This window comes from Sulfurovum zhangzhouensis (assembly GCF_030347965.1).
Lineage (GTDB): Bacteria > Campylobacterota > Campylobacteria > Campylobacterales > Sulfurovaceae > Sulfurovum > Sulfurovum zhangzhouensis.
The window spans coordinates 13,447-37,459 of record NZ_JAQIBD010000003.1 but is presented as its reverse complement, the minus strand read 5'-3'; the positions used below and the strand labels follow the sequence as shown (position 1 = coordinate 37,459).

Annotated in this window: 23 protein-coding genes; 12 read left to right on the top strand and 11 right to left on the bottom strand. The window is 40.3% G+C overall.

Going from position 1 to position 24,013, the window contains the following annotated elements; genetic code table 11:
• The first annotated feature begins 156 nt into the window (after positions 1-156).
• From PGH07_RS08400 to PGH07_RS08385, 4 genes are all read left to right on the top strand, one after another.
• Positions 157-1,359: a multiheme c-type cytochrome gene (locus tag PGH07_RS08400; RefSeq protein WP_289413980.1), complete on the top strand. Its 1,203-nt coding sequence runs from the start codon at positions 157-159 to the stop codon at positions 1,357-1,359.
• Between the two features lie 20 nt (positions 1,360-1,379).
• Entirely contained in the window at positions 1,380-2,120 is a 741-nt protein-coding gene (gene truC, locus PGH07_RS08395) for a tRNA pseudouridine(65) synthase TruC (RefSeq protein ID WP_289413978.1), read from the top strand.
• A 57-nt stretch (positions 2,121-2,177) separates the two neighbouring features.
• Positions 2,178-2,846 carry a P-loop nucleotide/nucleoside kinase family protein gene (locus tag PGH07_RS08390; RefSeq protein WP_289413977.1) on the top strand — a complete coding sequence of 223 codons (669 nt, stop codon included), beginning with the start codon at positions 2,178-2,180 and terminating at the stop codon, positions 2,844-2,846.
• Between the two features lie 275 nt (positions 2,847-3,121).
• Positions 3,122-3,676 (top strand): hypothetical protein, encoded by a 555-nt coding sequence (locus PGH07_RS08385; RefSeq protein ID WP_289413976.1) that lies wholly within the window; start codon positions 3,122-3,124, stop codon positions 3,674-3,676.
• Positions 3,677-3,770: 94 nt separating this feature from the next.
• On the opposite strand, the gene PGH07_RS08380 is transcribed toward PGH07_RS08385, so the two are convergent.
• The 3 genes from PGH07_RS08380 to PGH07_RS08370 are packed head-to-tail and all read right to left on the bottom strand — an operon-like array spanning position 3,771 to position 7,457.
• On the bottom strand, positions 3,771-4,550 hold the full coding sequence (locus tag PGH07_RS08380) for a 4-(cytidine 5'-diphospho)-2-C-methyl-D-erythritol kinase (RefSeq protein ID WP_289413975.1): 780 nt from the start codon (positions 4,548-4,550) through the stop codon (positions 3,771-3,773).
• The gene (truB, locus tag PGH07_RS08375) at positions 4,551-5,381 is read right to left on the bottom strand and encodes a tRNA pseudouridine(55) synthase TruB (protein ID WP_289413974.1); all 831 of its coding nucleotides are present in this window, start codon (positions 5,379-5,381) and stop codon (positions 4,551-4,553) included.
• Positions 5,382-5,390: 9 nt separating this feature from the next.
• On the bottom strand, positions 5,391-7,457 hold the full coding sequence (locus PGH07_RS08370; RefSeq protein WP_289413973.1) for an ATP-dependent helicase: 2,067 nt from the start codon (positions 7,455-7,457) through the stop codon (positions 5,391-5,393).
• A 229-nt stretch (positions 7,458-7,686) separates the two neighbouring features.
• Between PGH07_RS08370 and PGH07_RS08365 the strand changes: the two genes are divergently transcribed.
• Entirely contained in the window at positions 7,687-8,595 is a 909-nt protein-coding gene (locus tag PGH07_RS08365; RefSeq protein ID WP_289413972.1) for a LysR family transcriptional regulator, read from the top strand.
• 18 nt (positions 8,596-8,613) lie between these two features.
• Here the strand turns inward: PGH07_RS08365 and PGH07_RS08360 are convergent, their stop codons facing one another.
• The 8 genes from PGH07_RS08360 to PGH07_RS08325 form a co-directional block, all read right to left on the bottom strand.
• Entirely contained in the window at positions 8,614-9,063 is a 450-nt protein-coding gene (locus PGH07_RS08360) for a hypothetical protein (RefSeq protein WP_289413971.1), read from the bottom strand.
• An 8-nt stretch (positions 9,064-9,071) separates the two neighbouring features.
• Positions 9,072-9,662 carry an aminotransferase class IV family protein gene (locus PGH07_RS08355; RefSeq protein WP_289413970.1) on the bottom strand — a complete coding sequence of 197 codons (591 nt, stop codon included), beginning with the start codon at positions 9,660-9,662 and terminating at the stop codon, positions 9,072-9,074.
• An 8-nt stretch (positions 9,663-9,670) separates the two neighbouring features.
• On the bottom strand, positions 9,671-10,588 hold the full coding sequence (gene cysK / locus PGH07_RS08350) for a cysteine synthase A (RefSeq protein ID WP_289413969.1): 918 nt from the start codon (positions 10,586-10,588) through the stop codon (positions 9,671-9,673).
• Positions 10,589-10,649: 61 nt separating this feature from the next.
• Positions 10,650-11,297: a carbonic anhydrase gene (locus PGH07_RS08345; RefSeq protein ID WP_289413968.1), complete on the bottom strand. Its 648-nt coding sequence runs from the start codon at positions 11,295-11,297 to the stop codon at positions 10,650-10,652.
• Positions 11,287-12,306: a dihydroorotase gene (pyrC, locus tag PGH07_RS08340; protein ID WP_289413967.1), complete on the bottom strand. Its 1,020-nt coding sequence runs from the start codon at positions 12,304-12,306 to the stop codon at positions 11,287-11,289. The genes PGH07_RS08345 and pyrC overlap by 11 nt, the downstream gene beginning before the upstream one ends.
• A complete protein-coding gene (gene yidD, locus PGH07_RS08335) occupies positions 12,272-12,643 on the bottom strand; it encodes a membrane protein insertion efficiency factor YidD (protein ID WP_289413966.1) in 372 nt (123 codons plus the stop codon). Before yidD ends, pyrC begins: the two co-directional genes overlap by 35 nt.
• A gap of 51 nt (positions 12,644-12,694) precedes the next feature.
• Positions 12,695-14,482 (bottom strand): asparagine synthase (glutamine-hydrolyzing), encoded by a 1,788-nt coding sequence (gene asnB / locus PGH07_RS08330; protein ID WP_289413964.1) that lies wholly within the window; start codon positions 14,480-14,482, stop codon positions 12,695-12,697.
• Positions 14,482-15,756, bottom strand: a complete 1,275-nt coding sequence (locus tag PGH07_RS08325; RefSeq protein WP_289413963.1) for an apolipoprotein N-acyltransferase — start codon at positions 15,754-15,756, stop codon at positions 14,482-14,484. The genes asnB and PGH07_RS08325 overlap by 1 nt, the downstream gene beginning before the upstream one ends.
• A 12-nt stretch (positions 15,757-15,768) precedes the next feature.
• Here PGH07_RS08325 and yajC point away from each other — a divergent pair, with 12 nt between their 5' ends.
• Genes yajC through dacB form a run of 7 tightly spaced genes read left to right on the top strand, consistent with a single transcriptional unit; the run spans position 15,769 to position 23,973 of the window.
• Positions 15,769-16,056, top strand: coding sequence for a preprotein translocase subunit YajC (yajC, locus tag PGH07_RS08320; protein ID WP_289413961.1), 288 nt, complete (start codon positions 15,769-15,771; stop codon positions 16,054-16,056).
• Positions 16,049-17,620 carry a protein translocase subunit SecD gene (gene secD, locus PGH07_RS08315; RefSeq protein WP_289413960.1) on the top strand — a complete coding sequence of 524 codons (1,572 nt, stop codon included), beginning with the start codon at positions 16,049-16,051 and terminating at the stop codon, positions 17,618-17,620. The genes yajC and secD overlap by 8 nt, the downstream gene beginning before the upstream one ends.
• Entirely contained in the window at positions 17,620-18,594 is a 975-nt protein-coding gene (secF, locus tag PGH07_RS08310) for a protein translocase subunit SecF (RefSeq protein ID WP_289413958.1), read from the top strand. The genes secD and secF overlap by 1 nt, the downstream gene beginning before the upstream one ends.
• 28 nt (positions 18,595-18,622) lie before the next feature.
• Positions 18,623-18,961: a DUF6394 family protein gene (locus PGH07_RS08305; protein ID WP_289413957.1), complete on the top strand. Its 339-nt coding sequence runs from the start codon at positions 18,623-18,625 to the stop codon at positions 18,959-18,961.
• A gap of 44 nt (positions 18,962-19,005) precedes the next feature.
• Entirely contained in the window at positions 19,006-21,105 is a 2,100-nt protein-coding gene (gene ovoA, locus PGH07_RS08300) for a 5-histidylcysteine sulfoxide synthase (protein WP_289413956.1), read from the top strand.
• 1 nt (position 21,106) lies between these two features.
• A complete protein-coding gene (locus PGH07_RS08295; protein WP_289413955.1) occupies positions 21,107-22,264 on the top strand; it encodes a MalY/PatB family protein in 1,158 nt (385 codons plus the stop codon).
• A complete protein-coding gene (gene dacB / locus PGH07_RS08290; protein WP_289413954.1) occupies positions 22,261-23,973 on the top strand; it encodes a D-alanyl-D-alanine carboxypeptidase/D-alanyl-D-alanine endopeptidase in 1,713 nt (570 codons plus the stop codon). Before PGH07_RS08295 ends, dacB begins: the two co-directional genes overlap by 4 nt.
• The last annotated feature ends 40 nt before the right edge of the window (positions 23,974-24,013 follow it).

Here is a 24,013-nt window from a genome sequence, read left to right as displayed (position 1 = left end):
ATAATATAATTACTATGCATCATTAAAAAAGCCAAATTTAACGTAAGGGGAGACAACAAACCAGAGACTCGGGTAGGAGTCAATGGATTGCCTGAAGATGTTTATTTTTCTTTGTGATTCATTAGTTTAAATCTTATCAATAAGGGAGGAAGGAAGATGAAACTGTTTTGGGCAGTAATCTCACTATTGGCAATCACTAGTTTGCAAGCAGAGGAGATCAATAAAAAATATGAGACCAATGAGAACTGTAACGCATGCCATATGGAGATATCCAAAAGATGGGCGACTTCAAGACACTCAAACTCACATTTTTCCAAAAATGATCTTTTTAAAAAATCATTAGAGTTTATGGTTCGCAAAAATCCTACACTTATCTTGGATGAAGTAAAAGTTGAATGTGCTCAATGCCATAATCCTAGAATTACAAAGAAAACAGTTGAAGATAAAGATAAATATCTCTTGTTAATGGGCATTGAAGAGAACAAAAAAGAGATGGACAGAGTACTCAATACCAAAAATATGCAAAATGGTATTAACTGTGTTGTATGTCACAATATTGATGAGATCCATTTAGATAAATCTAAAGGTTCGCAGGGGATGAACACGGTTAAGTTCGGAGAACAGGGAACAATGTTCGGACCATTTGATGATGCTGTCTCGCCATATCATAAGACAGCACAAAGAGCACACTTTATGACGGATGAGCCTACACTTTGTTTTGTATGCCACTACAGTACTCCAAATAAACACGGTGTTGAAGTTTATGCAACAGGGAAAGAGTATGATGCTACAGGATCGAACGAAGGGTGTAAAGATTGTCATATGAGCGAGAAGTATGAAGGATTTGCTTCTAACTACAGTCAAGGTGGCGGAAAACCTAAGCCGAGGATGGTGAGAGAACACCGTTTTGCAAGTGTTGATAATAGCAATATCATGATCAATTATATCGATGTTAAAAGCAGTACAAAAAGGGGTAAATTTATCCTTACTTTGAAAAACAAATCACCGCATGCTATCCCAACAGGTTATGGACTTAGAGAGATTATCCTGCATGTAGACTATTTTGACAAGACAGATAAAAAAGTCGGTGAGGACCGAAAAGTATTAGAGACAAGATGGGTAGATGCAAAGGGTGAAGAGACGATCCCTCATTTGGCAGCTTCAAAATCCAAAGATACAAGACTCCAAGGGAAAGCTACACAAGATTATGAGTTTGATGTACCGCAAGGTGCAGATTATGCAAAATATACTTTCTCATATCGTCTGATCAATGAAAAGATGGCTAAAGAACTTGGTGTTACTGATCCATTCTTCTTAAAAGAGTATATATTCTCAGAAAGAAGAATTCACCTTAACTAAATAGCAGAAAAAGAGGCTTGGTGGAAGAGTATCAAAAAGAGGAGCTTGAGGTACTCTACCAAGACCGGTTTCTGATCGCTGTCAATAAACCCTCAGGACTGCTTGTCCATAAATCTCCCATTGATAAACATGAAACAAGGTTTGCACTTCAGATCGTACGTGACCAGATAGGACAGTATGTCTATCCTGTTCATAGACTCGATAAACCAACCTCCGGGATACTGCTGTTTGCTCTAGATCAAGAGGTTGCCAAAGTCATGTCCGATATGTTCCGAAGCGGGAATGTTTCAAAGGAGTATGTCGCTGTAGTAAGAGGCTATTGTGAAGAGGAGGGTTTTATCGATCATCCGCTCAAACAGATGCTTGATACAAAGGCTCAAAAAGAGCAGGGGATTACCAAAGAAGCTCAGGATGCACAGACCTACTATAAGCGTGTGGCTACAGTAGAGCTGCCTTATGCTGTAAGCCGCTACTCGGTTGCCAGATACTCACTGGTCAGGCTCCAACCCAAAACAGGCCGTAAACATCAGTTAAGACGCCATATGAAGCATATCTTTCATCCGATTATAGGAGATACAAAACACGGTAGGGGTGAGCACAACAAGCTCTTTAGAGATAAGTTCGATGTTCACAGGCTTTTGTTGCATGCCAATAGAATGAATTTTGAGCATCCTGTAACCAAAGAGAAGTTGGAGATCAGCGCTCCCTTGGATGAAACTTTTGAAAAGTTATTTGAGATATTCGGATGGGAAACTATCTAGTGTCTTTTAAGCAATAAAATTTATAATAAAATAAATCACAAATACAAAGGTAGGACTATGAAAGAAGATGATTTAAACACACACTTTTCAGGGCACACTTCTTCTCTGCAACTACTTTATGAAAATGCTTCTTTAGACGAAAAGCATCAGCTAAATGAGCACATTAAACACCTACTTGGTACATATAAAGAAGCAAATACTCATTTTATAGAAAAAAAGCTGCACCTGAATGAAATTGACGAAAAAGGAACTCTGATATTTTTCACTGGAAAGATGGGAGCTGGAAAATCAACTTACTCAAAAAAACTGGCTAGTGAATTGGACGCAGTTCTTTTATCTGAAGACGATTGGCTATCTGCTATTTATCCAGAAGAAATAAAAAACTTTGACGACTACATTAAATACTCCTCTCGCTTAAAGCCTTTATTAAAAGAACATGTACAAAGAATTTTACATTCAGGAACTTCTGTGGTTATGGATTTCCCTGGGAACACAAAGAAGCAGAGAGCATGGTTTAAAGAAATATTTTTAGAGGATCAAATCCCTCACAAATTGATTTATCTTAAAGCAGAAGATCAATTGTGTTTAAAGCGGCTTAAACAAAGAAGGCAAGATTTGCCAGAACGCGCTCAATTTGATACGGAAGAAGTTTTTCATCAAGTAACCAGCTATTTTCAAGCTCCTACTGCTGATGAAGGGTTTAACATTGAAGTTGTATGTCAATAGAGACTCACAATTTACAAAAAACAGACATACAAACTGGAGCTTATTGGTTCCCACGTTGTACGTGGTAACCCATACTTCAATCAATGATTCAAGTAAAATGTTTTTTGTTAATAAATCAGCTATATGCATTCCCACGAAAATCGTGGGAACGAGAGAAATATGAAGTGGTACTAATGTAAGTTTGCATTCCCGATCAGGAGATCGGGAACGAGAGAAAATCGGCATAGTCTTTACTGACTCAATAACTGATATAAGTTAAGCAATAGGAGTAATATTTGAAGGGAAAAGCAATAATATTTTTTGCTACCAAAGACGAACTGATAGATATCATCGAAGAGGCATTCTTGGATATTGATTTTAAATTGTATCGCATTGATGATATACAAAATAACGAAGCAGAAGTATATCAGTCAATTGAAGAAGTTCCGGATATAGGTATTTCAATTGCAGGAAATCATGTATTAGATAAACGGTATTTATTAATCCCCTCAAATCAGGAAATGGCTATTGAATCAATAGCGCTTAAAAAGGGTGGATTTAATTATAATGCAGATCAAGGTAATAATCCTGATAGTGTATTATTTGAACCAGGGGGCGTTTATAAAGATTATGAAGCAATTATTTCTGGACAAATTAGTACTATCTCAGAAAGTGAATGGTCATTAAAACTTTTCAATAACTTATCATCAAAAATTAAGAAGAAGTTTACACCGATTAAGTCTTATTATGTGAGTAAAAATGCAGAAGTAAAATTAGATGAGGGGATCCGCCTAACAGCAGCTGTTAATAGACCTACTTTATATGATTTAAAAAAAGAGGAAAATAATTAGACAAATATAAAATAAGAGAGCTGGAATGAAAACCTTATAAAATATATAACTTTATAAGGTTTTGTATACATATTTGCACTGGTCTCACTGGACATTAGTTTTTTATTCGAAAAAACGTACTTCCGCTCCCCGAAAAGAACCATCCCTCTTTGGCCTGCGGAACCTCTCCAAGTTCCGGGTAAGCGATCAGGGCAGCAGCGTAAAGGTCATTGAGTATGATCGGATCAGCGATTGTTTCGAGTAGCGTTCTTGAGTCGATCTTCTCCCATCCCGTAAAACTGCATAAGGTGATGTCATCAAGTAGATGTTTTTTAAAGGTTTTATAGACTACGGTGGTATCACACCCTATCTTGGGAGTGAAAAGTTCCAAGTGAAGTGTTTCCTCTTCAAAAGGCTCAACGATCTCCCCAAAACCGCTGACATTCGCAGATGGGTAGTTTTGAATAAAAAAAGGCAGATCGGCACCTATCTGGCTACCAAGCTGAGAGAGGGTAGGTGTATCGATCCCGAGATTGCACACCTCATTGCATAGGCGCATAAATGCAGCAGCATCCGAGCTTCCCCCGCCAAGTCCTGCCTGGCTTGGGATACGTTTGGTGACGATCACTTTATGATGTTTAAAAAAGTTTTCCAGTTTAGGGTCTTTGGTATACTTTTTCAGGCTTTGGTAGGCCTTATAAATGGTATTTGATTCCAAAGGTACACCTTCGCATCCCTCTATCGAAAACTCTTCAGCTATACAAGGTTCAAAAGTGATCGTATCATAGAGGTCATCCACTCTCATAAAACGCGAGATCAGTGTATGGTATCCCTCTTTGTGTCCGGTAATCTTCAAAAAGATATTGACCTTGGCATGGGCATTGATCGTATACACCTAATTCTCCTCGAACTTTGGGATTCTATTGAGTTTGTAGCTCACCTCTCCCTCTTTTATCTCTAAGATAGCAAAGAAGTTGGAAGTCTCGATAAGGTAAGTTCCGTCTTGTTTGATATCAAAATAGTCTATAGAGAGTTTCTTGCCTAGTTCAAGATAGGTTGGATCTCCCGTATAGGTATTGCGGGGGATCGCCAGGTGTTCAAAAGGATTGAGTGCTTTTTCATTCTCAAACTTGAACTTTCCTTCATGGATACGGTGAAGTGATGAGAGTGTTCCGTCTACACCTAATTTTTCAGCGATTATTGCACCAAGGCTGCGTATATAAGCCCCTTCGCTTACAGTTGCTTCAAAATGGATAAAGGGATGGTTATAGTTGATTAGTTTGATCTCATAGATGGTGGAGGTGATCGTTTTGAGTTCTACCTCTTTTCCTTCACGTGCCAATTCATAGGCTCGTTTCCCACCTATCTTTTTTGCAGAGTATTTGGGTGGATAGTAGGTAAGTTCACCTTTAAGTGCAGCAAGTGCTTCTTTGATCACTTCTGTACTGAAGGGTTCCACTTCCATGATACTATCGACATTTTCGATATCCAGACTTGGAGAGTTCGCTCCAAGCCAAAGTGTAGCTCTATAGCTTTTGGGTGTTTTATCGAGGAATTGGAAGAGCTTGGTATAAATACCGGTAGCAACGATGAGACACCCTGTAGCAAAGGGATCGAGAGTTCCTGAAAAGCCTACTTTTTTTGTACCGTATTTACGTTTCACATACCCCATATAGCTATTGGATGAACGGAAGATAGGCTTATTGACAACAAAAAGACGGTTCAATCTCTATCCTTAAACGGGTTGTACAAAAGAACTGAGTATCTCTTTTTTGTTACCGCCGAAATTGATCAAAAGCTTATACTCTTTGCCGGATTTGTTTGCTGCTTGAACACGTCCGATACCAAAAATTTTATGTTTGACCAGATCACCTTTTTTGAATGTAGAGCTTTTTGTGATCTTGAGTGAGGCATCCTGTATCAATCCTGCCTCACCCAGGAAACGGCTTTTATCTATCATTTTTCTACGCCCTTTATAGAAACGGCTATCGACGTAACAAAGGGTGAGGTAAGACTTGGCTCTGGTGATCGCAACATACCCCAATCTGCGTTCTTCCTCCATATTGCATCCTTCACCTAATAGAGGGAAGAATTCTTCTTCTAGCCCTATGACAAATACATGTTCAAACTCTAGTCCCTTTGCTGCATGGATACTCATGATCGTTATAGCATTTTCTTCTATCTGATCCTGATCACTTTGCAAAGAGATGTCATTGAGAAATTCATCAAGATGGAGATCCGGATTTTTGGAAACAGCATCCCTGAAGTATCCATAGAATTCATCGATGTTCATAGTCCTTTCAAACCCATCCACCATTGCAGCATAATGTTCTTTTAATTTGATACGCTCTTCAAAGAGGCTGATAAAGTTTTCAAGCGAACCTGAGATCTCCTCACGTAAAAAGGTGATGTCCTCTACCAGATTTTCAAGTGCTGTTTCAACTTTTTTGCTGACTGTCAACGGCACTTCTCCCGTTGACATCTTTTGAATAAAGGCAAATATGGAGAGATGTGCATCATATGCGGCTTTTTGCAATTTCTCTATAGAAGCTTTACCGATACCTCTTTTGGGTTTGTTGATAATACGCAGTAAAGAGAAATCATCATAAGGGTTTGAGATAACTCTGAAATAAGAGATGATATCTTTGATCTCTGCACGTTCGTAGAAACGCATTCCGCCGATCAGTTTGAAGCTGATGCCTTCTTTGGTAAATCCTTCTTCTAAAGATCTTGAAAGTGCATTGATACGGTAAAGTACGGCGATCTCTTCAGGATCAACCCCTTTATCTAAAAGTGCATGTATCTCATGAGCTATCGATTTCGCTTCCATGGACTCATCGAGTGAGTGTAAAAGTTTTACCGATTCCCCTTTACCTTTGTGACTTACAAGTTTTTTACCCAAACGTCTGGAGTTGTGTTCGATGAGTGTGTTTGCCGCTTCCAAGATAGGATCCGTAGAACGGTAGTTGGTTTCCAGCTTAACAACTTTTGTCCCTTCAAAATTGTCTGAAAACTCCAAGATATTACGTATATTGGCACCTCTCCAGCCGTAGATACTTTGGTCATCGTCTCCGACCACACAAAGATTACCGTGTTCGCTACAGAGATGCTCAAGTAACTTAAATTGAAGTTCATTGGTATCCTGGTACTCATCTACCATGATATAACGGTACCGCTCACTTGTCTCTTTACGAAGTTCAGGGTACTCATCGAGTATCTTATAAGTAAGCATCAAGAGATCATCGAAGTCCACCAGGTTGTTCTCTTCAATATTCTCCTGGTATTTTTCGTAGATAGCAGCAACTTTTTTGTAATCAGAAAGTTCTGCATTCTCCTTGACTACTTCAGGAGAGAGCAGCGAGTTTTTGTATTTTGAGATCTCAGAAGCGATAAATGAGATATTAAGATCAATTTTAAGCTCTTTGGCAATGGTACGAATGAGACGTTTTTTGTCATCACTGTCGATGATCACAAAATTATTGTTACGTCCGAGCTTTTCAATATGGAATTTCAAAAAGAGCAACCCGAACTTATGGAAGGTACATAACAGAGGAGGATAAGTAGACTGTCTTGGCATAAGTTTAAGTGCACGCTCTCTCATCTCTGCAGCAGCTTTATTGGTAAAGGTCAAAGTGAGTGTGTTTGCCGGATCAATACCTACTTCTCCTATGAGATATGCAAGTCTTGTTGTAAGGGTTTTAGTCTTGCCTGAACCGGCACCCGCAAGGATAAGCAGTGCACCGTCGATATGCTCTACAGCTTCACGCTGTGAGGGATTGAGCTGATTTATTATTGTTTCCATTTAGTCTTTTATTTAACTCCTAATATCTATTAATTATACCCTTAAAATGATTAAGGAAGACTAGAGGACATTCGGTTAGATAGAGAGAGAAGTAAAAGCTATAAACTTACTAATAAGTTCAACTTATGTATTGTTAAGTATAATTTGTTATAATATTTTTTAGAATTATTTGTTTATATATAGTAAATGATCATCATTAGTACTATATATGATTTAAAAAAGGAAATGAATGTTAAAAGATTTTGTTAAACTTGAGACGTTTCTTACTGTTGCAAGAGAGAGAAGTTTCTCAAAAGCATCTGCGAAGCTTGGTATTTCTCAGCCTGCAGTAACACAGCAAATAAAGTTTATAGAAAAATATTTAGGTGAGAAGATCATTGAACGTAAGAAAAACGGGATCAAGCTTACAGCAGCCGGAGATGAACTCTATAAGATCGCATTACGTTTAGAAAAAGAGATCCATGCATCTGAGAATGAAGTTTTGAAGATTATCAATAAAGAGATCACTTTTAGATTGGGTGCATCTTTCACGATCGGTACTTATATTATTCCTGGGCAATGTCTCAACACTATGAGTAAAGCGATCAATAACGATGTTAAGTTAAGTATCGACTTGAGTGAAAATATCGTGCAGAATATCAAAGATAGAAAACTTGATCTCGGTTTGATTGAATCTCCTGTGTTCGATAATGAACTGATCTATAGAGAGTGGCTGGAAGATGAGCTTGTTGTCGTAAGTAACGTACCGATTCCTAAAGTATTGAAAACAGAAGAACTTTATGATTTTCAATGGATCTGTCGTGATGAAGGTTCACATACAAGACAGGTAGTTTCCGAAGTATTTGAGGAGTTGGGTGTATCATGTAAAAGCTTTAATGTACTTAGTGAAGTGAGTAACACTACCGCAGTACTACAGTCGATCAAAAAAGCTAAAAGGAATGAAGCAAAGCCGGTTGTTTCAATTATTTCTAAACATGCAATTGAAGAAGAGGTAAGTAGAGGTGAACTATTTGAGGCTAGACTTCGTGGTTATACGATGTCAAGAAGCTTCTATATTGCTTACTCTAAAGAGAATAAACATAATGCTTATGTAGAGAATGTTGTGAACTACATTCTTACTGGAAACTGTGACGCTTAAGTCACAGTGGACACTTTTCTATTTTTTTTTCAAAAATTTTTTATTTTTCGGGTTACTTAGAAGTACATTCATAGAGCTTTGTGTTGAAGCCTCTTTAGATAGAACCTTAGAGGTAACTTCCGCATGGTTAATAACAACCGGAGTATCGCCGACAAAAAGCTGTTTAATCGCCAGTAACGGCATCGAAACGGTTGAACCGAAATTTTCATTGCCAAAGCCTGCTTCAAATGAAAATATACCTTCTTCTACTTTTGCACTTTGAAAGGTATAACCACTTAAAACAAACAACACAGTATCTTTAAATGATTCATAGATATTTGAAGGAAGTTCAGGTGTAAAGGTGACATGTTTGATTTGACAGACGATCGCAAAATCCTGATCCTTTTCAAAAAGGTATGTTAGGTTTTTGCTTAAATGCTCTTCCATAATGGCTCTGTATTCGGGTGTTTGAAAAAGATTGATCGTCATGTTGTGCCTTAAGATTTTAAAATGTTGATGTGACTTAGAATTTTAAATCCTATCATAGCATTCATTAAAGCTACTTTTTCACAGCTTTTCAGCGAATCACTTGTGATATCTCTTAGTTGGAGGAACCCCTGATCTATGAGGTAAGCACGCATGGTTCCTTCAAGTAAAGGTTTTCTGGGAGTGATCCATCGTTTGCCGTCAAACAAAGCGATATTGGCAATGGTCGTATCTGTGATCAGTCCATTTTTTTCTATAATGACATCATCAGCATCCTGGTTTGTCTTTAGGAGCTTGTCAAGTTCACTGCGATCAGCAAATTTATAATCATAGGTAATGTCTGCGGGAACGACTTTTAGGGTTTTGATCTCTTTTGGGGTATAAGGAATGTATTCGATGGATTTTACAGTATGAGAGTAGAGTACTCTGCAACGGTAGAGTTTTTCATCGGGAGCCTTGAGCACAGATGCAAGATCAAGTGTTTCTGTCAAACCGAAAAGCTCTCTCCTGCTTTTGTCAACTCTGTTTTGGTGGTACTCTAGATGATGTATCTCACCGTCCTCACATTTAATGGTCTCTAAAAGAAGGTCGGTCGATCGCATGGTAAAAATTATTCAAACAGTTCTGTAGATAAGTAACGTTCAGCAGTGTCACAAAGTATAGTGACGATGGTCTTACCCTTATTTTCCGGTCTTTTTGCCAATTCCATAGCTGCATGCAAGTTGGCACCTGCGGAGATACCTACCAACAATCCTTCCTCTTTAGCTACTCTTCTTGACATTGCAAATGCGTCTTCGTCTGACACAGGGAGTACTTCATCATAAATATCAGTATTGAGTACACTTGGGATAAATCCTGCACCGATTCCCTGAATTTTGTGCGGACCTGCAGATTTACCGTAAAGTACAGAAGAAGATTGAGGTTCCACCGCAACACAGTAAGTATTAGGAAGATGTTCTTTAAGCACTTCGGAAGTACCGGTAAGTGTACCCCCTGTTCCAACTGCAGCAACAAAGATATCCACATGATTATCTGTATCTTTTAATATTTCTATAGCGGTAGTTCTTCTATGAATATCGGGATTGTCAGGGTTGTCAAATTGTTGTAAAATGACGGCATTATCCAACTCTTTTACAAGTTGACTGGCCTTCTCGATCGCTCCACCCATCCCTTTGGTCGCTGGTGTGAGTACAAGATTTGCACCTAGATGCGTAAGCAGCTTACGTCTTTCTATACTCATGGATTCAGGCATTGTCAATATAAGTTTAAGCCCTTTCGCTGCACAGATAGCGGCAAGCCCGATACCTGTATTTCCTGATGTAGGTTCTATGATGGTTGTATCTTGATTGATCTTACCTGCTTTCATCGCTTTATCGATCATATTGAAAGCAATACGGTCTTTGACAGATGAAGTGGGATTCATAAACTCACATTTACCCAGTATGGTTGTCCCTGTTTCTTCAGAGAGAGAATTGATCTTTACTAACGGTGTGTTACCGATCAGTTCGGTAATGTTATTTGCGAACACAACGTTCTCCTTATGGAATTGATGTATAATTTATACTATTATTTATCTTAATAGATAATTATTACTTTTGACTTAATGGGATGAACTCAAATATTTCATCGTCATAATGTTCAATGACCCCGCTTTCAAGGTCATAATGCCATGCATGCAAGAAGAGATTCCCTTCTTCAATGCGCCGTTGTATACCAGGATAAGTCAGCAGGTTCTCCAGCTGGTATACTACCGATATCTTTTCTGTATAACGTAACATTTCCGCGCGATCTTTTCCTTTGTAGGCAAGCGAAGCAATCTTCTTCGCATCCCTGCCAAGATCAAGCCACTTGATTGTGTGCAGGTTCTCATCTGTCTGAGGAAGGTTTGCGTACAACGCTTCTATCGCACCACAGTGAGAGTGTCCACAGACGATGATATCTGAAACCTCCAGAATACTGACGGCATATTCAATGGCCGAGGCAGTTGAGTGGTAATCTTCATCAGGCTTATAAGGTGCCACGAAGTTTCCGATATTGCGTATAATGAAAAGATCACCCGGTTTAGCTCCGGTGATCATATCTGGCATAACCCGGGAATCACTACACCCAATAAAGAGTGCTTTGGGATTTTGGCCTTCTTCAACAAGACGTTTAAAACGTTCTTCATTCTTTTTAAACTTGACTTTTTGAAAGGCGCTGTGACCCTTAACAAACTTTTTAAGTTTACTATCCAACATTGACCTCTTTGATCGAGTATGCAATTTCCTCTCCTGCATACATCGGTACAACGCCGTTATAATCATTTGGTACTACAAAGGGACTCTTTTCCAGTACTACCTCTTTAGACGGCGGTGTAACTCCATAGATACGCATTGCATTCCCACTGATAAAATCAGGCAGTCTGTCCAAAGCATCATGTTTCTCAAAGAGTTCAGCTAAGACTTGCAGTGCTATTGGTGCAGTGAACACCCCTGCCGCACAACCACATGCTTCTTTTGCTTCCTTTGGATGCGGTGCAGAGTCTGAACCAAACATCACTTTAGGATGTGCTTTGAGTGCAACTTCCAGAAGAGCTTTTCTATCATGAGGACGTTTTGCAATCGGTTTACAGAAAAGGTGAGGCTGTAACATTCCGCCGGCTACATCATCCAGTGTAATGAGCAGGTGATGCAGTGTGATCGTTGCATAAAGGTTTGGATGTTTTTCCAGCGCTTCCACACTCTCTTTTGTTGTGATATGTTCCATAATGATCTTCAGTTCAGGAAAAGCTGTTGCCAACTTCTCGTAGATGGAAACAAATTCAGCTTCCCTGTCCATGACAAACCCGTTGGTCTCTCCATGGATACATAAAGGAATGCCAAGATCGCTCATCGCTGTGAGTGTAGGGCGAAGTTCTTCTACATCAAAGCCGCTTACACCGCCTTCACTGTTGGTAGTGATCCCTGCAGGGTAGAGTTTGAGCGCTGTGATCTCATCACGGACTGATTCAAGAAATGCTCTATCGTAACTAGGTTTGAAAAAAAGTGTCATATAAGGCTCAAAGCTCTCTTCGCCGATCGCCTCCATAATACGTGATTTGTAAGCAATGACCTCTTCTTTGTTTGTTACCGGTGGTACAAGGTTAGGCATAATGATCGCACCGGAAAATGTATGAGCACTTGCTTTGGCAATGTTTTTTAACATCTCCCCGTCTCTGAGGTGAAGGTGCATATCAAGCGGTGAGTGGATACTCAATTGTTGTGGCATCAAAGTCCTTTAGTACATAAAATTGGGTTGTTCCGGCCTTGGGGACAAGCCAGTAGATGATAACTATTTTGCCACAAAATTGATTAAAATGGAGTAAATCCATCGGTTTAGGAGGGGTGTAGTCTACCAAAGGATAATCGATTCCCCCTTTGAAAAATTGGTTACAACGCAAAATCCGCAGTGAAGATGCTGTCAATGCCTTGTAAGGAGCATTGAATTCGAACTGCCATTTAGCATACTCAGAGCAGCTCGGATAGTAACGGCAGTTGGCAGGAAGCATACGGGAGATATACTGGTACCCTTTGATCGGTGCGATAAAGAATTTTTTGAAGTTCATTGCATACTTTTATTTCTATATATTTTATCTAAATTCATTACAATGAGTCAATCAACCAAGTTTCCTATCCATCCATTTACAGAGGATATAGAGTGAGAATATCTGATGTTGAAATCTTCCCTGTTCCCCTTCTAAAAGAAGCCATTTGAGCTGATTATCATTAAACAGTTTAAACTTCTTTTGGACTGTCAGAATAATCTCCAGTTCATTACTGCTTTGCAGCCATTCCAAGTATGGATAGTTAAAGCCTTTTTTCTTACGGTGTATGATCGCTTCAGGCAGATAGGTTTTGGCAATTTCTTTGATCCATCCTTTGGATATCTGTTCAATTCTGAGTTCAGGAGCAGAGGCAAAGACGGTTTGAACAAGTTCTTTATCTAAAAAAGGTGTTCGTGCTTCGATACTTTGTGCCATACTGATACGATCGAGTTTCCGTAAAAAGACTTCACCGAGTTGTATCTTGAGGTCCAAAAAGCTATACCAGTCTACCGGTGCCTTTCTTTCGCATTGTTCAAACTCTTGGATATACGCAGTGATCTTATCTAGTGAGTGATTGTCTTTGATGTTCATCTTGAGCAGCTTGTTTTGCTGTAGATCCGTAAAGAGTTCAGCACTGGAACGGAAAAGAGTTTTGTCTTCTAGGATACGTTTATACCACTCCCACTCTTTATGCATGGAAAAGTGTGATTTAAGATAGGTTTTGAGCCAGTTTTTGTGTTTGAGATTGGAAAGCTGTTCGATATCCAGGTACTCTTTGTAGGTGCGATAACCAAGAAAGAGTTCATCACTCCCATCACCCGTAAGTACCACTTTGATACCTTCTTTATGTATCTGTTCCATAAGATAAAAAAGAGGTACCATCGCCGGATCGGAAAAAGGCTCATCAAGGATCACAAGTATCTTTTCCATAGTCTCCAAAAAGTTCTCTTTTGTAAAACTATAGGCGTGATGTGTTGAACCGATATGTTCTGCAACTCGTGCAGCGTAAGGACGTTCGTCATGCTGTTCATAGCCTTCATAACCGATACTGAATGTGTGTAGGGGTGCATTGGATGCCGCCAGTGCAGCAATAAGTGAAGAGTCCAGACCTCCTGAAAGCAGGGCACCGTATTTCACCTCCGCCGGAAGGCGTAGTATCACGGAATCTATGAGTTTCTGGTGAATTTGATCGATCGCCTCTTCCTTGGTATTGAGAGTAACAGGTGTATCCAGTACAGAAAAATACTGATGCGTGGAGACATCATGGGTTTGCGTAATACTCACTTGGTATCCTGCACCGACTTGAAAAACATTTTTATCGAAAGTAGAGGGGGTTACAGCAGCTTGATAAGAAAGGTAGCCGGGAATGACCTCTCTGGTAAACTCTAAAGGCTTTAGTGAGTGAATTGCTTTGAGTTCGCTGGCAAAGATGATCTGTCCATCATGGATTGTATAGTAAAGCGGTTTTTTACCAAATGGATCGCGAAAAAGTTTAACGGTACCATTCTCTATGATCGCGATCGCAAACATCCCGCGCAGTTTTTCTACAAAACGATCACCCCATTGCTGATAGGCAGCAAAAGCAACCTGCGTATCGCTTTTAGCTTCGATACCCAGTTCGTGAGCCAATGTCCGGTAGTTGTATACTTCACCGTTCATAGCAAAGAGGAGATTCTCTTTTTGGATGGGTTGGATATGCGGCGTATGAATGGCAGTAATAGCAAGACGGTGCACTCCAAGAAAGTATTGTTCGTTGCCAATCGCATTACTTTCGTCTACTCCCCTGTGAGTCAGTGTCTCAAAAGCTCCTTGTGCCTGAGTTGTATCATATTTCCCGACAATGCCGAAGATCGCACACATTACTCTACCTCCATGATCATACCGTCTTGAATGATATAAGAGGGCGACATATTGATACTGTGATAGATGGTCGTATCATACTTTTTGTTGTAATAAAGCAGCAGCAATTTTTGTAAACTCGGCTCAGTAGAGGGAACAAACCAGCCATTGTTACTTAATACAATCATATGTTCTGGATGATCTTTGTAGAGCTTTTCGCTGGTTGCTTCAAAGCAGATCGCATTGCGATAGACTTTACCTTCAACCTTGTAGTCTGTGATATCCGCACTGGCGACATAATCCACTGCACCGTCATAAAAGACTTCATTGACCCAGTCACTAAGAAAGTCAGGCAGAGGATTACTCTCTCCAAAGGGTACCAGCACGACTTTGTTAGCGACCAATATATGATTTTTGGTGAAGATATAAGTAGAGTTACGTGGCACAGTGCCATCAGCAAAGAGCCCTCCGGTGACGATATTGATTTTTTGGGCACGTGCTTGAAGTTTGTCGATGATTTCCTGGGAATGGTTGATAAATACAGGGAAGACCGACTCCGGAAGAATGATCAGTTTTTTATCAGCATTGATCGCTTTGTCGATCTGCTCAAAAAACATCTGAAAATGCAGAGGCTGATGAGACTCTTTCCACTTATCCTCAACTGGAATTGATGTAGAGATGATCTGTAGATCCTTATCAACTGTCGGAACATTTTTGGGTAAAGGATGGTAGGCTAATACGATTAAAAGCAGATAATAAGGACGGGATTGCCAAAGGGTTAAAATGACCGCGGAAAGAATGATAGCAAACTGCCACTTTTCTATCCCCAGGTAGCTCTCAATAAAAATGAGTTCAGGTTTGAGCCAGTCAAAGCTAAAAGGGTGGATATAGCTTATTGCCAAAACGCCAAGCCCTTTTAGTATAAGTACAGATAGAGCCTGAACAGGGAGTGTTGAAGCAAGTTTTTCACTAAGATAAGCAATGGCCCAAAAAATTATCCCATAGATCAAAGCGATGAATAGCAGTCCGATAGGTATAGCCCAAAGCATTTGGTAGTGTTTGAAACTGAGTATGATCCACCAAAACCAAAAGAGTCCGACAAATACGCCGCTCCAGAACCAGCTCTTACGCTCTGAAGCCAATAAAAGATAGAGTCCCAGAAGCCCTAATAACGTATTTAAAATCGGATATGAAAGGTTGAAATGATGGATGTAGATAAAAGCGGATAACAAAAAAGATATTAGCAAGCCTCTTGTTATATCAAAGGTGTTAAAATATTTGCCAATTTTATTCATTGAAGGATATCCATGGAACAACAAGGTAGTGTAATCGGTTCATTTTTGCCACTTATCATTTTATTTGCGATCTTTTATTTCTTGATCATCAGACCACAGCAGAAACATCAAAAAGCACACCGTGCGATGCTTGATGGCCTTACAAAAGGTGACAAGATCGTTACAAGCGGTGGGCTTATTGCAGAGATTGTGAAAACTGAAGAAGATTTTATCAAAATCAAACTAAATGAAGATACGATTGTCAGACTTGACAGATCGTTTGTAGCAAAAAAAGAAGAGGTAACCGGTAGCGATGCTTAATTTTAGAGTGATCATCTTTGCTTTTGCACTGATTTTCGGGGTGGTATTCTCTATCCCGTCTTTAATGCAAAGCGAAAGCGGGAAGAAGATCACCTTGGGGCTTGATCTTCAAGGTGGGCTCCATATGCTGCTTGGTGTTAAAAACGAAGTTGCGATTGCGTCTAAGTCTAAATCCATCGCATCAAGCGTTAAATATCTCTTTGATGATGAAGAGATCATCTTTGATGCATTGAAGCTGGATGAAGATACGGGTGTAATCACTTTTGAGATCTTGGACAAAGATGATATCGCTAAGGTCAATAAGCTCCTCAAAGAGGAGTTGGAAGGTGTGACATTTAGCGAGAATGCTTTGAAGTACTCTATACAGATGACCGCACAGGAGATCGAACGAACTAAAAAAGATGCGATTGATCAGGCAGTTGATACGATCAGAGGTAGACTGAATGAGTTCGGATTGGCTGAGCCTACGGTTGCAAAACAAGGTGAAGATAAGATCCTTGTTGAGGTACCCGGTATCAAAACACAAGAAGATGAACAGCGTATCCGTGAACTCATAGCACGTGCAGCACACTTACAGTTGATGGCAGTCGATGAAGATAGAATTGCACGTGTAAACTCCATGAGTGCAGCAGAGGCGAAAAGCTATGGCAATGTGATATTGTCAGATGTCAATACAGGAGAGAAGTATCTACTTAAAGGGATCCCTGTACTAGATGGTTCCATGCTTACTGATGCAAAAGTCGGTTTTGATGAGAACAGCCAGCCTGTGATCAACTTCACACTTAATGGGCAGGGAGCAAAAATATTCGGTGATTTTACAGCTATCAGTGTAGGTAAACGTATGGCAGTTGTACTTGATGATCAAGTTTACTCTGCACCGAATATCCGTGAACGCATCGGTGGAGGACATGTGCAGATCTCTGGACAGTTTAGTATGGAAGAGGCACACGATCTAGCGATCGCTTTACGATCAGGGTCACTGCTCGCACCTGTATATGTAATGGAGAAGAGAAGTGTAGGACCAAGTTTGGGTGCAGATAGTATCAAGGCAAGTTCTATCGCATTAGTACTTGGATTTGTACTTGTTGTTGCCTTTATGGTGATCTACTACGGTATGGCAGGTGTGATTGCCAATGTCGCATTGATAGGGAACCTCTTTTTGATCCTTGCAATTATGTCTCTCTTTGGCGCGACTCTGACACTGCCTGGAATGGCTGGTATCGTACTTACCGTAGGTATGGCAGTAGATGCCAACGTAATCATCAATGAGCGTATTCGTGAATTGCTTCATGAAGGAAAATCGATAGTAAAATCGATTGAAGACGGTTACAATAATGCCTTCACTGCGATCTGGGATGCCAACGTTACAACACTGATCGCTGCAACTGTGCTCTATGCATACGGTACAGGTGCGATCAAAGGATTTGCACTTACTATGAGTATCGGTATTATGGCATCAATGCTAACAGCTATTGTTGGAACACACGGTATCTACCAGTGGATAGTGCCAAAAATGGATAAAAACAGACTGGGTTACTGGTTTGGAATAAAAGGGAGTAAATAATGGAACTTTTTAAATATGAAAAACCTCTCTCTTTGATGTCACATGCAAAACGTTTTGGAATTCTTTCGATGATATTGGTGCTTACCTCTTTAGGACTGATCTTTACCAAAGGTTTCAATATGGGTATCGACTTTGCCGGCGGTACCGTGATACAGGTTCAGTATGATCAGAAAGCACCGATAGATGAAGTTCGAAATGTTCTTAATACCCAAGAAGCATATAAAGGTGCAAGCGTTACTTACTTCGGTGTAGATGAAGAGATCGTGATCAAAACAAAGACAAGTTCGAAGAATGTCGGTACGGATATAGGAGATCAGGTTAGAGAACTGCTCAAAGACACTCAAGGGTTTAAAGAAGTAAGACGTGTCGATATGGTTGGTGCAAAGGTCGGTTCAGAGCTTCGTGAGAAGGGGCTGATGGCTATGGTACTGGCGATCATCGGTATTTTGATCTATGTATCATTTAGATTTGAGTGGCGTTTTGCAATAGCATCTGTAATGGCACTTATTCATGATGTTACTATTGCTATGGGTATGATCGTACTCTTCAGTGTAGAAGTGAACCTGGATATCTTAGCGGCGTTGCTGACGATCCTTGGATACTCACTTAACGATACAATTATTGTTTTTGACCGTATCCGAGAGGGGATCAGAACGATCAAAGAGCCTGACCTCGCAGGGATTATCGATGAGTCTGTGACACGTACACTTTCGCGTACAACATTGACTTCTTTGACAACTTTTTTTGTGGTATTGACACTCTTCTTGTTTGGAGGAGAGATCATTAACGGATTCTCATTTACTCTGCTTGTAGGTGTGATCGTAGGTACTTACTCATCAATCTTCGTAGCCTCACCGATCTTGATGTGGCTTGGTTTCTCAGTAGGCGGCTTTAGAGCCAAAGAGGCCGAAAAGCTTAAAAGAGAAAAAGATAAAGAGAAGATGAGAGCAATGTACGAGCAAGGTACGTTATAATAGCGACAAAGAGACTTAAGGAGTCAGAATGAACTGGGGTAAAGTTTTTTATATGTTCTTTACACTGATGTCTTTAACGACATCAGCGGCATTTATATTTGAGCATTCATTGGTTGCTCTATTTATCGCCGGATCGGTCAACGTAGTGTCAACATTGATGAAAATCGGAGTAAGAAATGTTCTATCTGCTGAACTTTTGGCCGGTTCATTGGTTGCGGATCTTCACTTGATCCCTGCATTTTTTGCGATGAAGTTCTATACCAATGTTGATATGGCTGTTGGATTGGTGATCGGTGCAGTGATCGCTAACCTTTATACAATCTTCATTTCTATGATAGAAAGTGCAAAACAAAAAACAGAGTTTTAGTGATTTATGCTTTGTAGCCTCGATATGTAGGAGAAGAGTGATCGATGCTGAGAACTCCTATACTTACAGGAATGGACGCTCAATCCAAGCGACAAGAGATCAGAGACTATTTTCAGTCTTGCTACCGACGTTACGAGTCACTTTTCGAAGTGATCTCGGATGAGAATGCCTATTATAACAAGGCTGATCCGCTTCGTCATCCTTTAATTTTCTATTATGGACACACTGCTGTCTTTTATATCAATAAATTCAAACTTGCAAAACTTATTGACTACAGAGTAGATAAGCATCTTGAGTCGATCTTTGCTATCGGTGTTGACGAGATGAGTTGGGATGATCTGAATGAAAAGCACTATGATTGGCCTACACTTCAGGAAACACGGCAGTATCGGGACAAGGTATTTGAGATTGTCAATGGAGTGATTGATAGGCTTACTTTAGAGCTTCCTATTACAGAGAAATCTCCCTGGTGGACTATCTTGATGGGAATCGAACATGAAAATATCCATTTAGAAACCTCTGCGGTATTGATGCGTCAACTTCCCTTAACCTGGCTAAGGCAGCATCACTCATGGCAAGCATCAGAGTCTGCCGGTATGTCTCCTTCAAATAGCTTGCTTGAAGTCAAGGGAGGAACGGTACATTCAGGAACAGCTATACATGCATCGCTCTATGGCTGGGATAATGAGTATGGAGAACATACTTGTGAAGTACCTGATTTTAAAGCCTCGAAATACCTGGTAAGCAATCAGGAGTTTCTGGAGTTTGTCGAAGATAGAGGGTATGAGACTTCCTCATTTTGGAGTGAGGAAGGAAATGCTTGGCGTAGTTATGAAAAAGTTTCAGCTCCGCGTTTTTGGATCGCTGCAGGGGATCACTACAAGCTTCGTACTTTGACCAAAGAGATACCTTTGCCTTTGAATTGGCCAGTAGAGGTAAACTTTCATGAGGCCGAAGCATTCTGTAAATGGAAAAGTGAAAAATTGGGTGTCACTGTAACTTTGCCTACTGAGGATGAATATTTTCGACTCAGAGACTTTACACAAGTTGAGCCGATTTTATCGTGGGGAGAGAAAGTACCGGGTAATTTAGCACTTGAAGGGGCTGCCTCGAGTACACCGATAGATTGTTATGAACATCATGGTTTTTATGATGTAATAGGCAATGTATGGCAATGGTCCAGGACGCCTATCTATCCTTACGAGGGATTTAAGGTACACCCTATCTATGATGATTTTACTGTACCGACCTTTGATGGGGAGCATAACTTGATCAAAGGCGGGTCATGGATCAGTTGCGGGAACTTGGCGACAGAGAGCAGCAGATATGCCTTCAGGCGTCACTTCTATCAGTTTGCAGGCTTTAGGTATGTAGAAAGTATGTATGAAGAGGATATCAAAACTTCAGCCTACATGAGTGATATATTGATCTCACAGTATTGTCATTTCGGTTGGGGAGAGAATCGTTTTGGTGTAGCAAATTATCCTCAAACATGTGCTAAACTTGCATTAGAATATATGAGGCAAAAATCCAAAGGAAGAGCACTTGATGTCGGATGTGCCATCGGGCGTAGCAGTTTTGAGCTGGCACGTGAGTTTGATGAAGTGATCGGAGTGGATTTTTCGGCACGCTTTATCCAGCAAGCACAACTGCTCAAAGAAGAAGGAGTGTTACGTTATAGTATTCCTATAGAGGGAGAGCTGGAGTGGTTTGAAGAGGTTAGCTTAAATACTTACGGGCTGGAAGAGATAGCACATAAAGTCAGTTTCTGGCAGGCTGATGCATGCAATCTAAAATCAATTTATGAGGGATTTGATCTAATCTTTGCAGGCAATCTGATCGACAGGCTCTATGATCCCGGAAAATTTCTTGATTCATTGGCGGCACGGTTGAATGAAGAGGGGATGTTGATTTTGACCTCTCCTTATACATGGATGGAAGAATACACCCCTAAAGAGAAATGGATCGGGGGCTATAAAAAAGACGGGAATGCTGTCACGACACTGGATGGTCTTATGGAGTATTTAGGTGGGGACTTTGTTCTGGTAGATACTCAGGAGATCCCTTTTGTTATCAGAGAGACAGAAAGAAAACATCAATATACGATTGCACAGATGAGCATTTGGCAAAAAAAGAGAAAGTGAGATGAGATTGGAAGCGGTAAATAGAGAGGGAACCTACACGGTCAAACTTGATGATGCCATCAAAAAATTCGGGAGTGATGATCTGCTTCCGTTATGGGTGGCAGATATGGATATCGCATCACCTATATGTGTACAAGAGGCACTCAAAAAAAGGGCGGACCACCCGATTTACGGTTATACGGTCTATCCGGAGCGATATTTTGATGCCATTAAAGACTGGTATTTGAAGCGGTTTGGATGGGTGCTCGAAAAAGAGTGGATCGTACCGGCTTATGGTGTGGTACCATCTATCAACTTTGCGATTCATGCTTATAGTAAAGAGGGTGACAGTGTCATTATACAAACTCCTCTATATCCACCATTTTCCGGTTCTGTACGTAGACAGGGAAGGCTAGTTCTGGATAATAGTCTAGTCTATCAAAACGGCAGCTACACTATAGATTTCAATGACTTTGAAAGCAAAGCCAAAGAAGCAACACTTTTTTTACTATGTTCTCCTCACAACCCTACAGGTAGAGTATGGGATAAAGGTGAGTTGGAAAAAATAATCGATATCTGTCTGGAGAATGATGTGATCATTGTATCAGATGAGATCCATGCTGATATTGTCTATAAGAAGATGCATTATGTATTAGGCGGTTTTGATAAGATCCAGCAGCAATGTGTCGTACTTAATGCACCATCCAAAACTTTCAATATCGCAGGGCTTAATACCTCCTATGCGATCATCCCAAATAGCAAATTGCGACATGCCTATATCCATGAGCAAAACAAGTCAGGTATCACCAATGGTACCCCTTTTGGCATCGAAGCATTGATGGCCGCTTATGAAGGAGGTGAAGCATGGTTGGAAAAATTGAAAGTTATGATGTGGGAAAATGTGTTGTTTGTTAAAAACTTTATAGCTGATCATGATCTTCCACTGAAGGTGATAGAACCTGAAGCAACTTTTTTAGTATGGCTTGACTGCCGTGGATTAGGGTTTTCTTCAGAAAAGTTAGCCGAGTTTTTTATTAAGAAGGCAAAACTCGGGCTCAATGAAGGGGTGAGTTTTGGCAAAGAAGGAGAAGGATTTATGCGTTTAAATATAGGTACTTCAAAAGAGGTACTGCATAAAGCGATGCAGCAACTGCTTGGTGCGTATGAGGAGATAAAGTGAGAAGCATACTTATCTGGCTGATGGTTTCAGTCTGGCTATTTGCCTTACCATCAGATATTGAGTATTTTCTGAACCAGGCAAAACTTCCGAAAAAAGATGTCAGTATTTATATAAAGGAGCTTGGGAGCAATCGCGTCGTTGCTTCACTTAATGCAGATACGATACGTCAACCTGCTTCAGTGATCAAAGTATTGACAGCCTATGGATCTCTGTTGAAGTTAGGATTTGATTATCGTTGGCCGACAGAGTTCTATATGGGCGGGAATTTGCGTTCGGGGTATCTGGAAGGAGATCTTATCATTAAAGGATATGGAGATCCATCTCTTGGCTCTGAGAATTTACCTGATATTGTTGCCCAGATCAAACAAAGAGGGATCCATCAGATCAATGGGGATATCGTGATAGATAGAACATACTTTGATGTTGGAGACAAGGACAGTGCATTTTTTGATAACTATCCTTATAGTGCATATAATGCAATGCCCGATGCCATGATGTTCAATGAACGCATCAGTACAGTCGGCATATCACCGCGTGATGGATCGGCATATAAGGAGATTGAAGACCCTAGTTATACGGTAGTCAATAAGGTCAAGTTCGTCAACAGGTCGTGTCGTGGAAAATATGCATGGGCAGGTTCTAAAGTAGATATGCAATCATCTGTACCACAACTGATACTCACAGGCGAACTCTCAAAACACTGTAAAGAGCGAAAGGTATGTATGATCGTCACTAAACCTTATAAAGCTTTTTACTATGCCCTTAAAGAAGCATTGGGAAAAGAAGGGATAACAATCAAAGGGAGATTAAGACTCTCCCGTGTGCCTTCAAGTGCCAGGTTATTGTTTACACACTACTCGGAGCCGCTTGAATCGATCGTATCAAAAACCTTAAAAGAGAGTAACAATGTTTATGCCAGACACCTTCTCCTCCTTACAGGAGCAAAGGTTTATGGTGCCCCGGCAACAGTAGAGAAAGGTAGAAAAGCAGTCATCAATCTTCTGAAAAGTCAGGGTGCATTGCGTCAAAATGAGTTTTTTTTGGATAACGGATCAGGGCTTTCCCGACGATCCAAAATGACCGCTAAAATATTTTCCGGAGTCTATGAGAGTGCATACAGGGTTTTTGGCGACCAATGGATGGAGACACTCTCAATTGCAGGCGTGGACGGTACGATCAAAACCCGCTACCGTTATAAACCGGCGCAAAAAAGAGCCTGGATGAAAACAGGGACACTCAAGTATGTTAAGAATATCGGAGGGTATGTTAAAAACAAGGCAGGGATGTATTACAGTGTTGTGATTTTGGTAAATACCAAAAAGGGAACATTCAAAGCTGTACAACTCCAGGACAGTATCATTAACTGGCTGGCACAGTCAACGAAAAATCCAAGTGAACAGAGCAGTAAAGTAGATGCACCTAAAAGTAAGAAAGTGTTCTCTTCGGTAGAGACCAAACCGTCATCTCCTCTATCACAGAAAAGCAAACCATCTTCAGGAAGCTACTACATACAGGTAGCTTCTGTGACCAAGAAGCCCGACAGTCATTATCTCTCCAAAATAGAAAAAGAAGGGTTCAGTTATAAAGTAGTGCATGAGAAAAACTATAAAGTACTGATAGGAGGATATCCTAGTAAGGAAAGTGCCCAAAAAGCATTGCTGAAGATACGTCAAAAGTTCAACAAGGGTGCGTTTATTGTAACAAGGTAATTACGGTATAATCTCTCTTTAATTTATAGAGCATATAGGA

Excerpts from the sequence above, each read along its gene's own strand:
- PGH07_RS08400 (WP_289413980.1), top strand. The coding sequence starts at position 157 with ATGAAACTGTTTTGGGCAGTAATCTCACTATTGGCAATCACTAGTTTG.
- PGH07_RS08390 (WP_289413977.1), top strand. The coding sequence starts at position 2,178 with ATGAAAGAAGATGATTTAAACACACACTTTTCAGGGCACACTTCTTCT.
- PGH07_RS08370 (WP_289413973.1), bottom strand. The coding sequence starts at position 7,457 with ATGGAAACAATAATAAATCAGCTCAATCCCTCACAGCGTGAAGCTGTA.
- PGH07_RS08365 (WP_289413972.1), top strand. The coding sequence starts at position 7,687 with ATGTTAAAAGATTTTGTTAAACTTGAGACGTTTCTTACTGTTGCAAGA.
- PGH07_RS08360 (WP_289413971.1), bottom strand. The coding sequence starts at position 9,063 with ATGACGATCAATCTTTTTCAAACACCCGAATACAGAGCCATTATGGAA.
- PGH07_RS08355 (WP_289413970.1), bottom strand. The coding sequence starts at position 9,662 with ATGCGATCGACCGACCTTCTTTTAGAGACCATTAAATGTGAGGACGGT.
- PGH07_RS08345 (WP_289413968.1), bottom strand. The coding sequence starts at position 11,297 with ATGTTGGATAGTAAACTTAAAAAGTTTGTTAAGGGTCACAGCGCCTTT.
- pyrC (WP_289413967.1), bottom strand. The coding sequence starts at position 12,306 with ATGCCACAACAATTGAGTATCCACTCACCGCTTGATATGCACCTTCAC.
- yidD (WP_289413966.1), bottom strand. The coding sequence starts at position 12,643 with ATGAACTTCAAAAAATTCTTTATCGCACCGATCAAAGGGTACCAGTAT.
- asnB (WP_289413964.1), bottom strand. The coding sequence starts at position 14,482 with ATGTGTGCGATCTTCGGCATTGTCGGGAAATATGATACAACTCAGGCA.
- PGH07_RS08325 (WP_289413963.1), bottom strand. The coding sequence starts at position 15,756 with ATGAATAAAATTGGCAAATATTTTAACACCTTTGATATAACAAGAGGC.
- yajC (WP_289413961.1), top strand. The coding sequence starts at position 15,769 with ATGGAACAACAAGGTAGTGTAATCGGTTCATTTTTGCCACTTATCATT.
- secD (WP_289413960.1), top strand. The coding sequence starts at position 16,049 with ATGCTTAATTTTAGAGTGATCATCTTTGCTTTTGCACTGATTTTCGGG.
- secF (WP_289413958.1), top strand. The coding sequence starts at position 17,620 with ATGGAACTTTTTAAATATGAAAAACCTCTCTCTTTGATGTCACATGCA.
- PGH07_RS08305 (WP_289413957.1), top strand. The coding sequence starts at position 18,623 with ATGAACTGGGGTAAAGTTTTTTATATGTTCTTTACACTGATGTCTTTA.
- ovoA (WP_289413956.1), top strand. The coding sequence starts at position 19,006 with ATGCTGAGAACTCCTATACTTACAGGAATGGACGCTCAATCCAAGCGA.
- PGH07_RS08295 (WP_289413955.1), top strand. The coding sequence starts at position 21,107 with ATGAGATTGGAAGCGGTAAATAGAGAGGGAACCTACACGGTCAAACTT.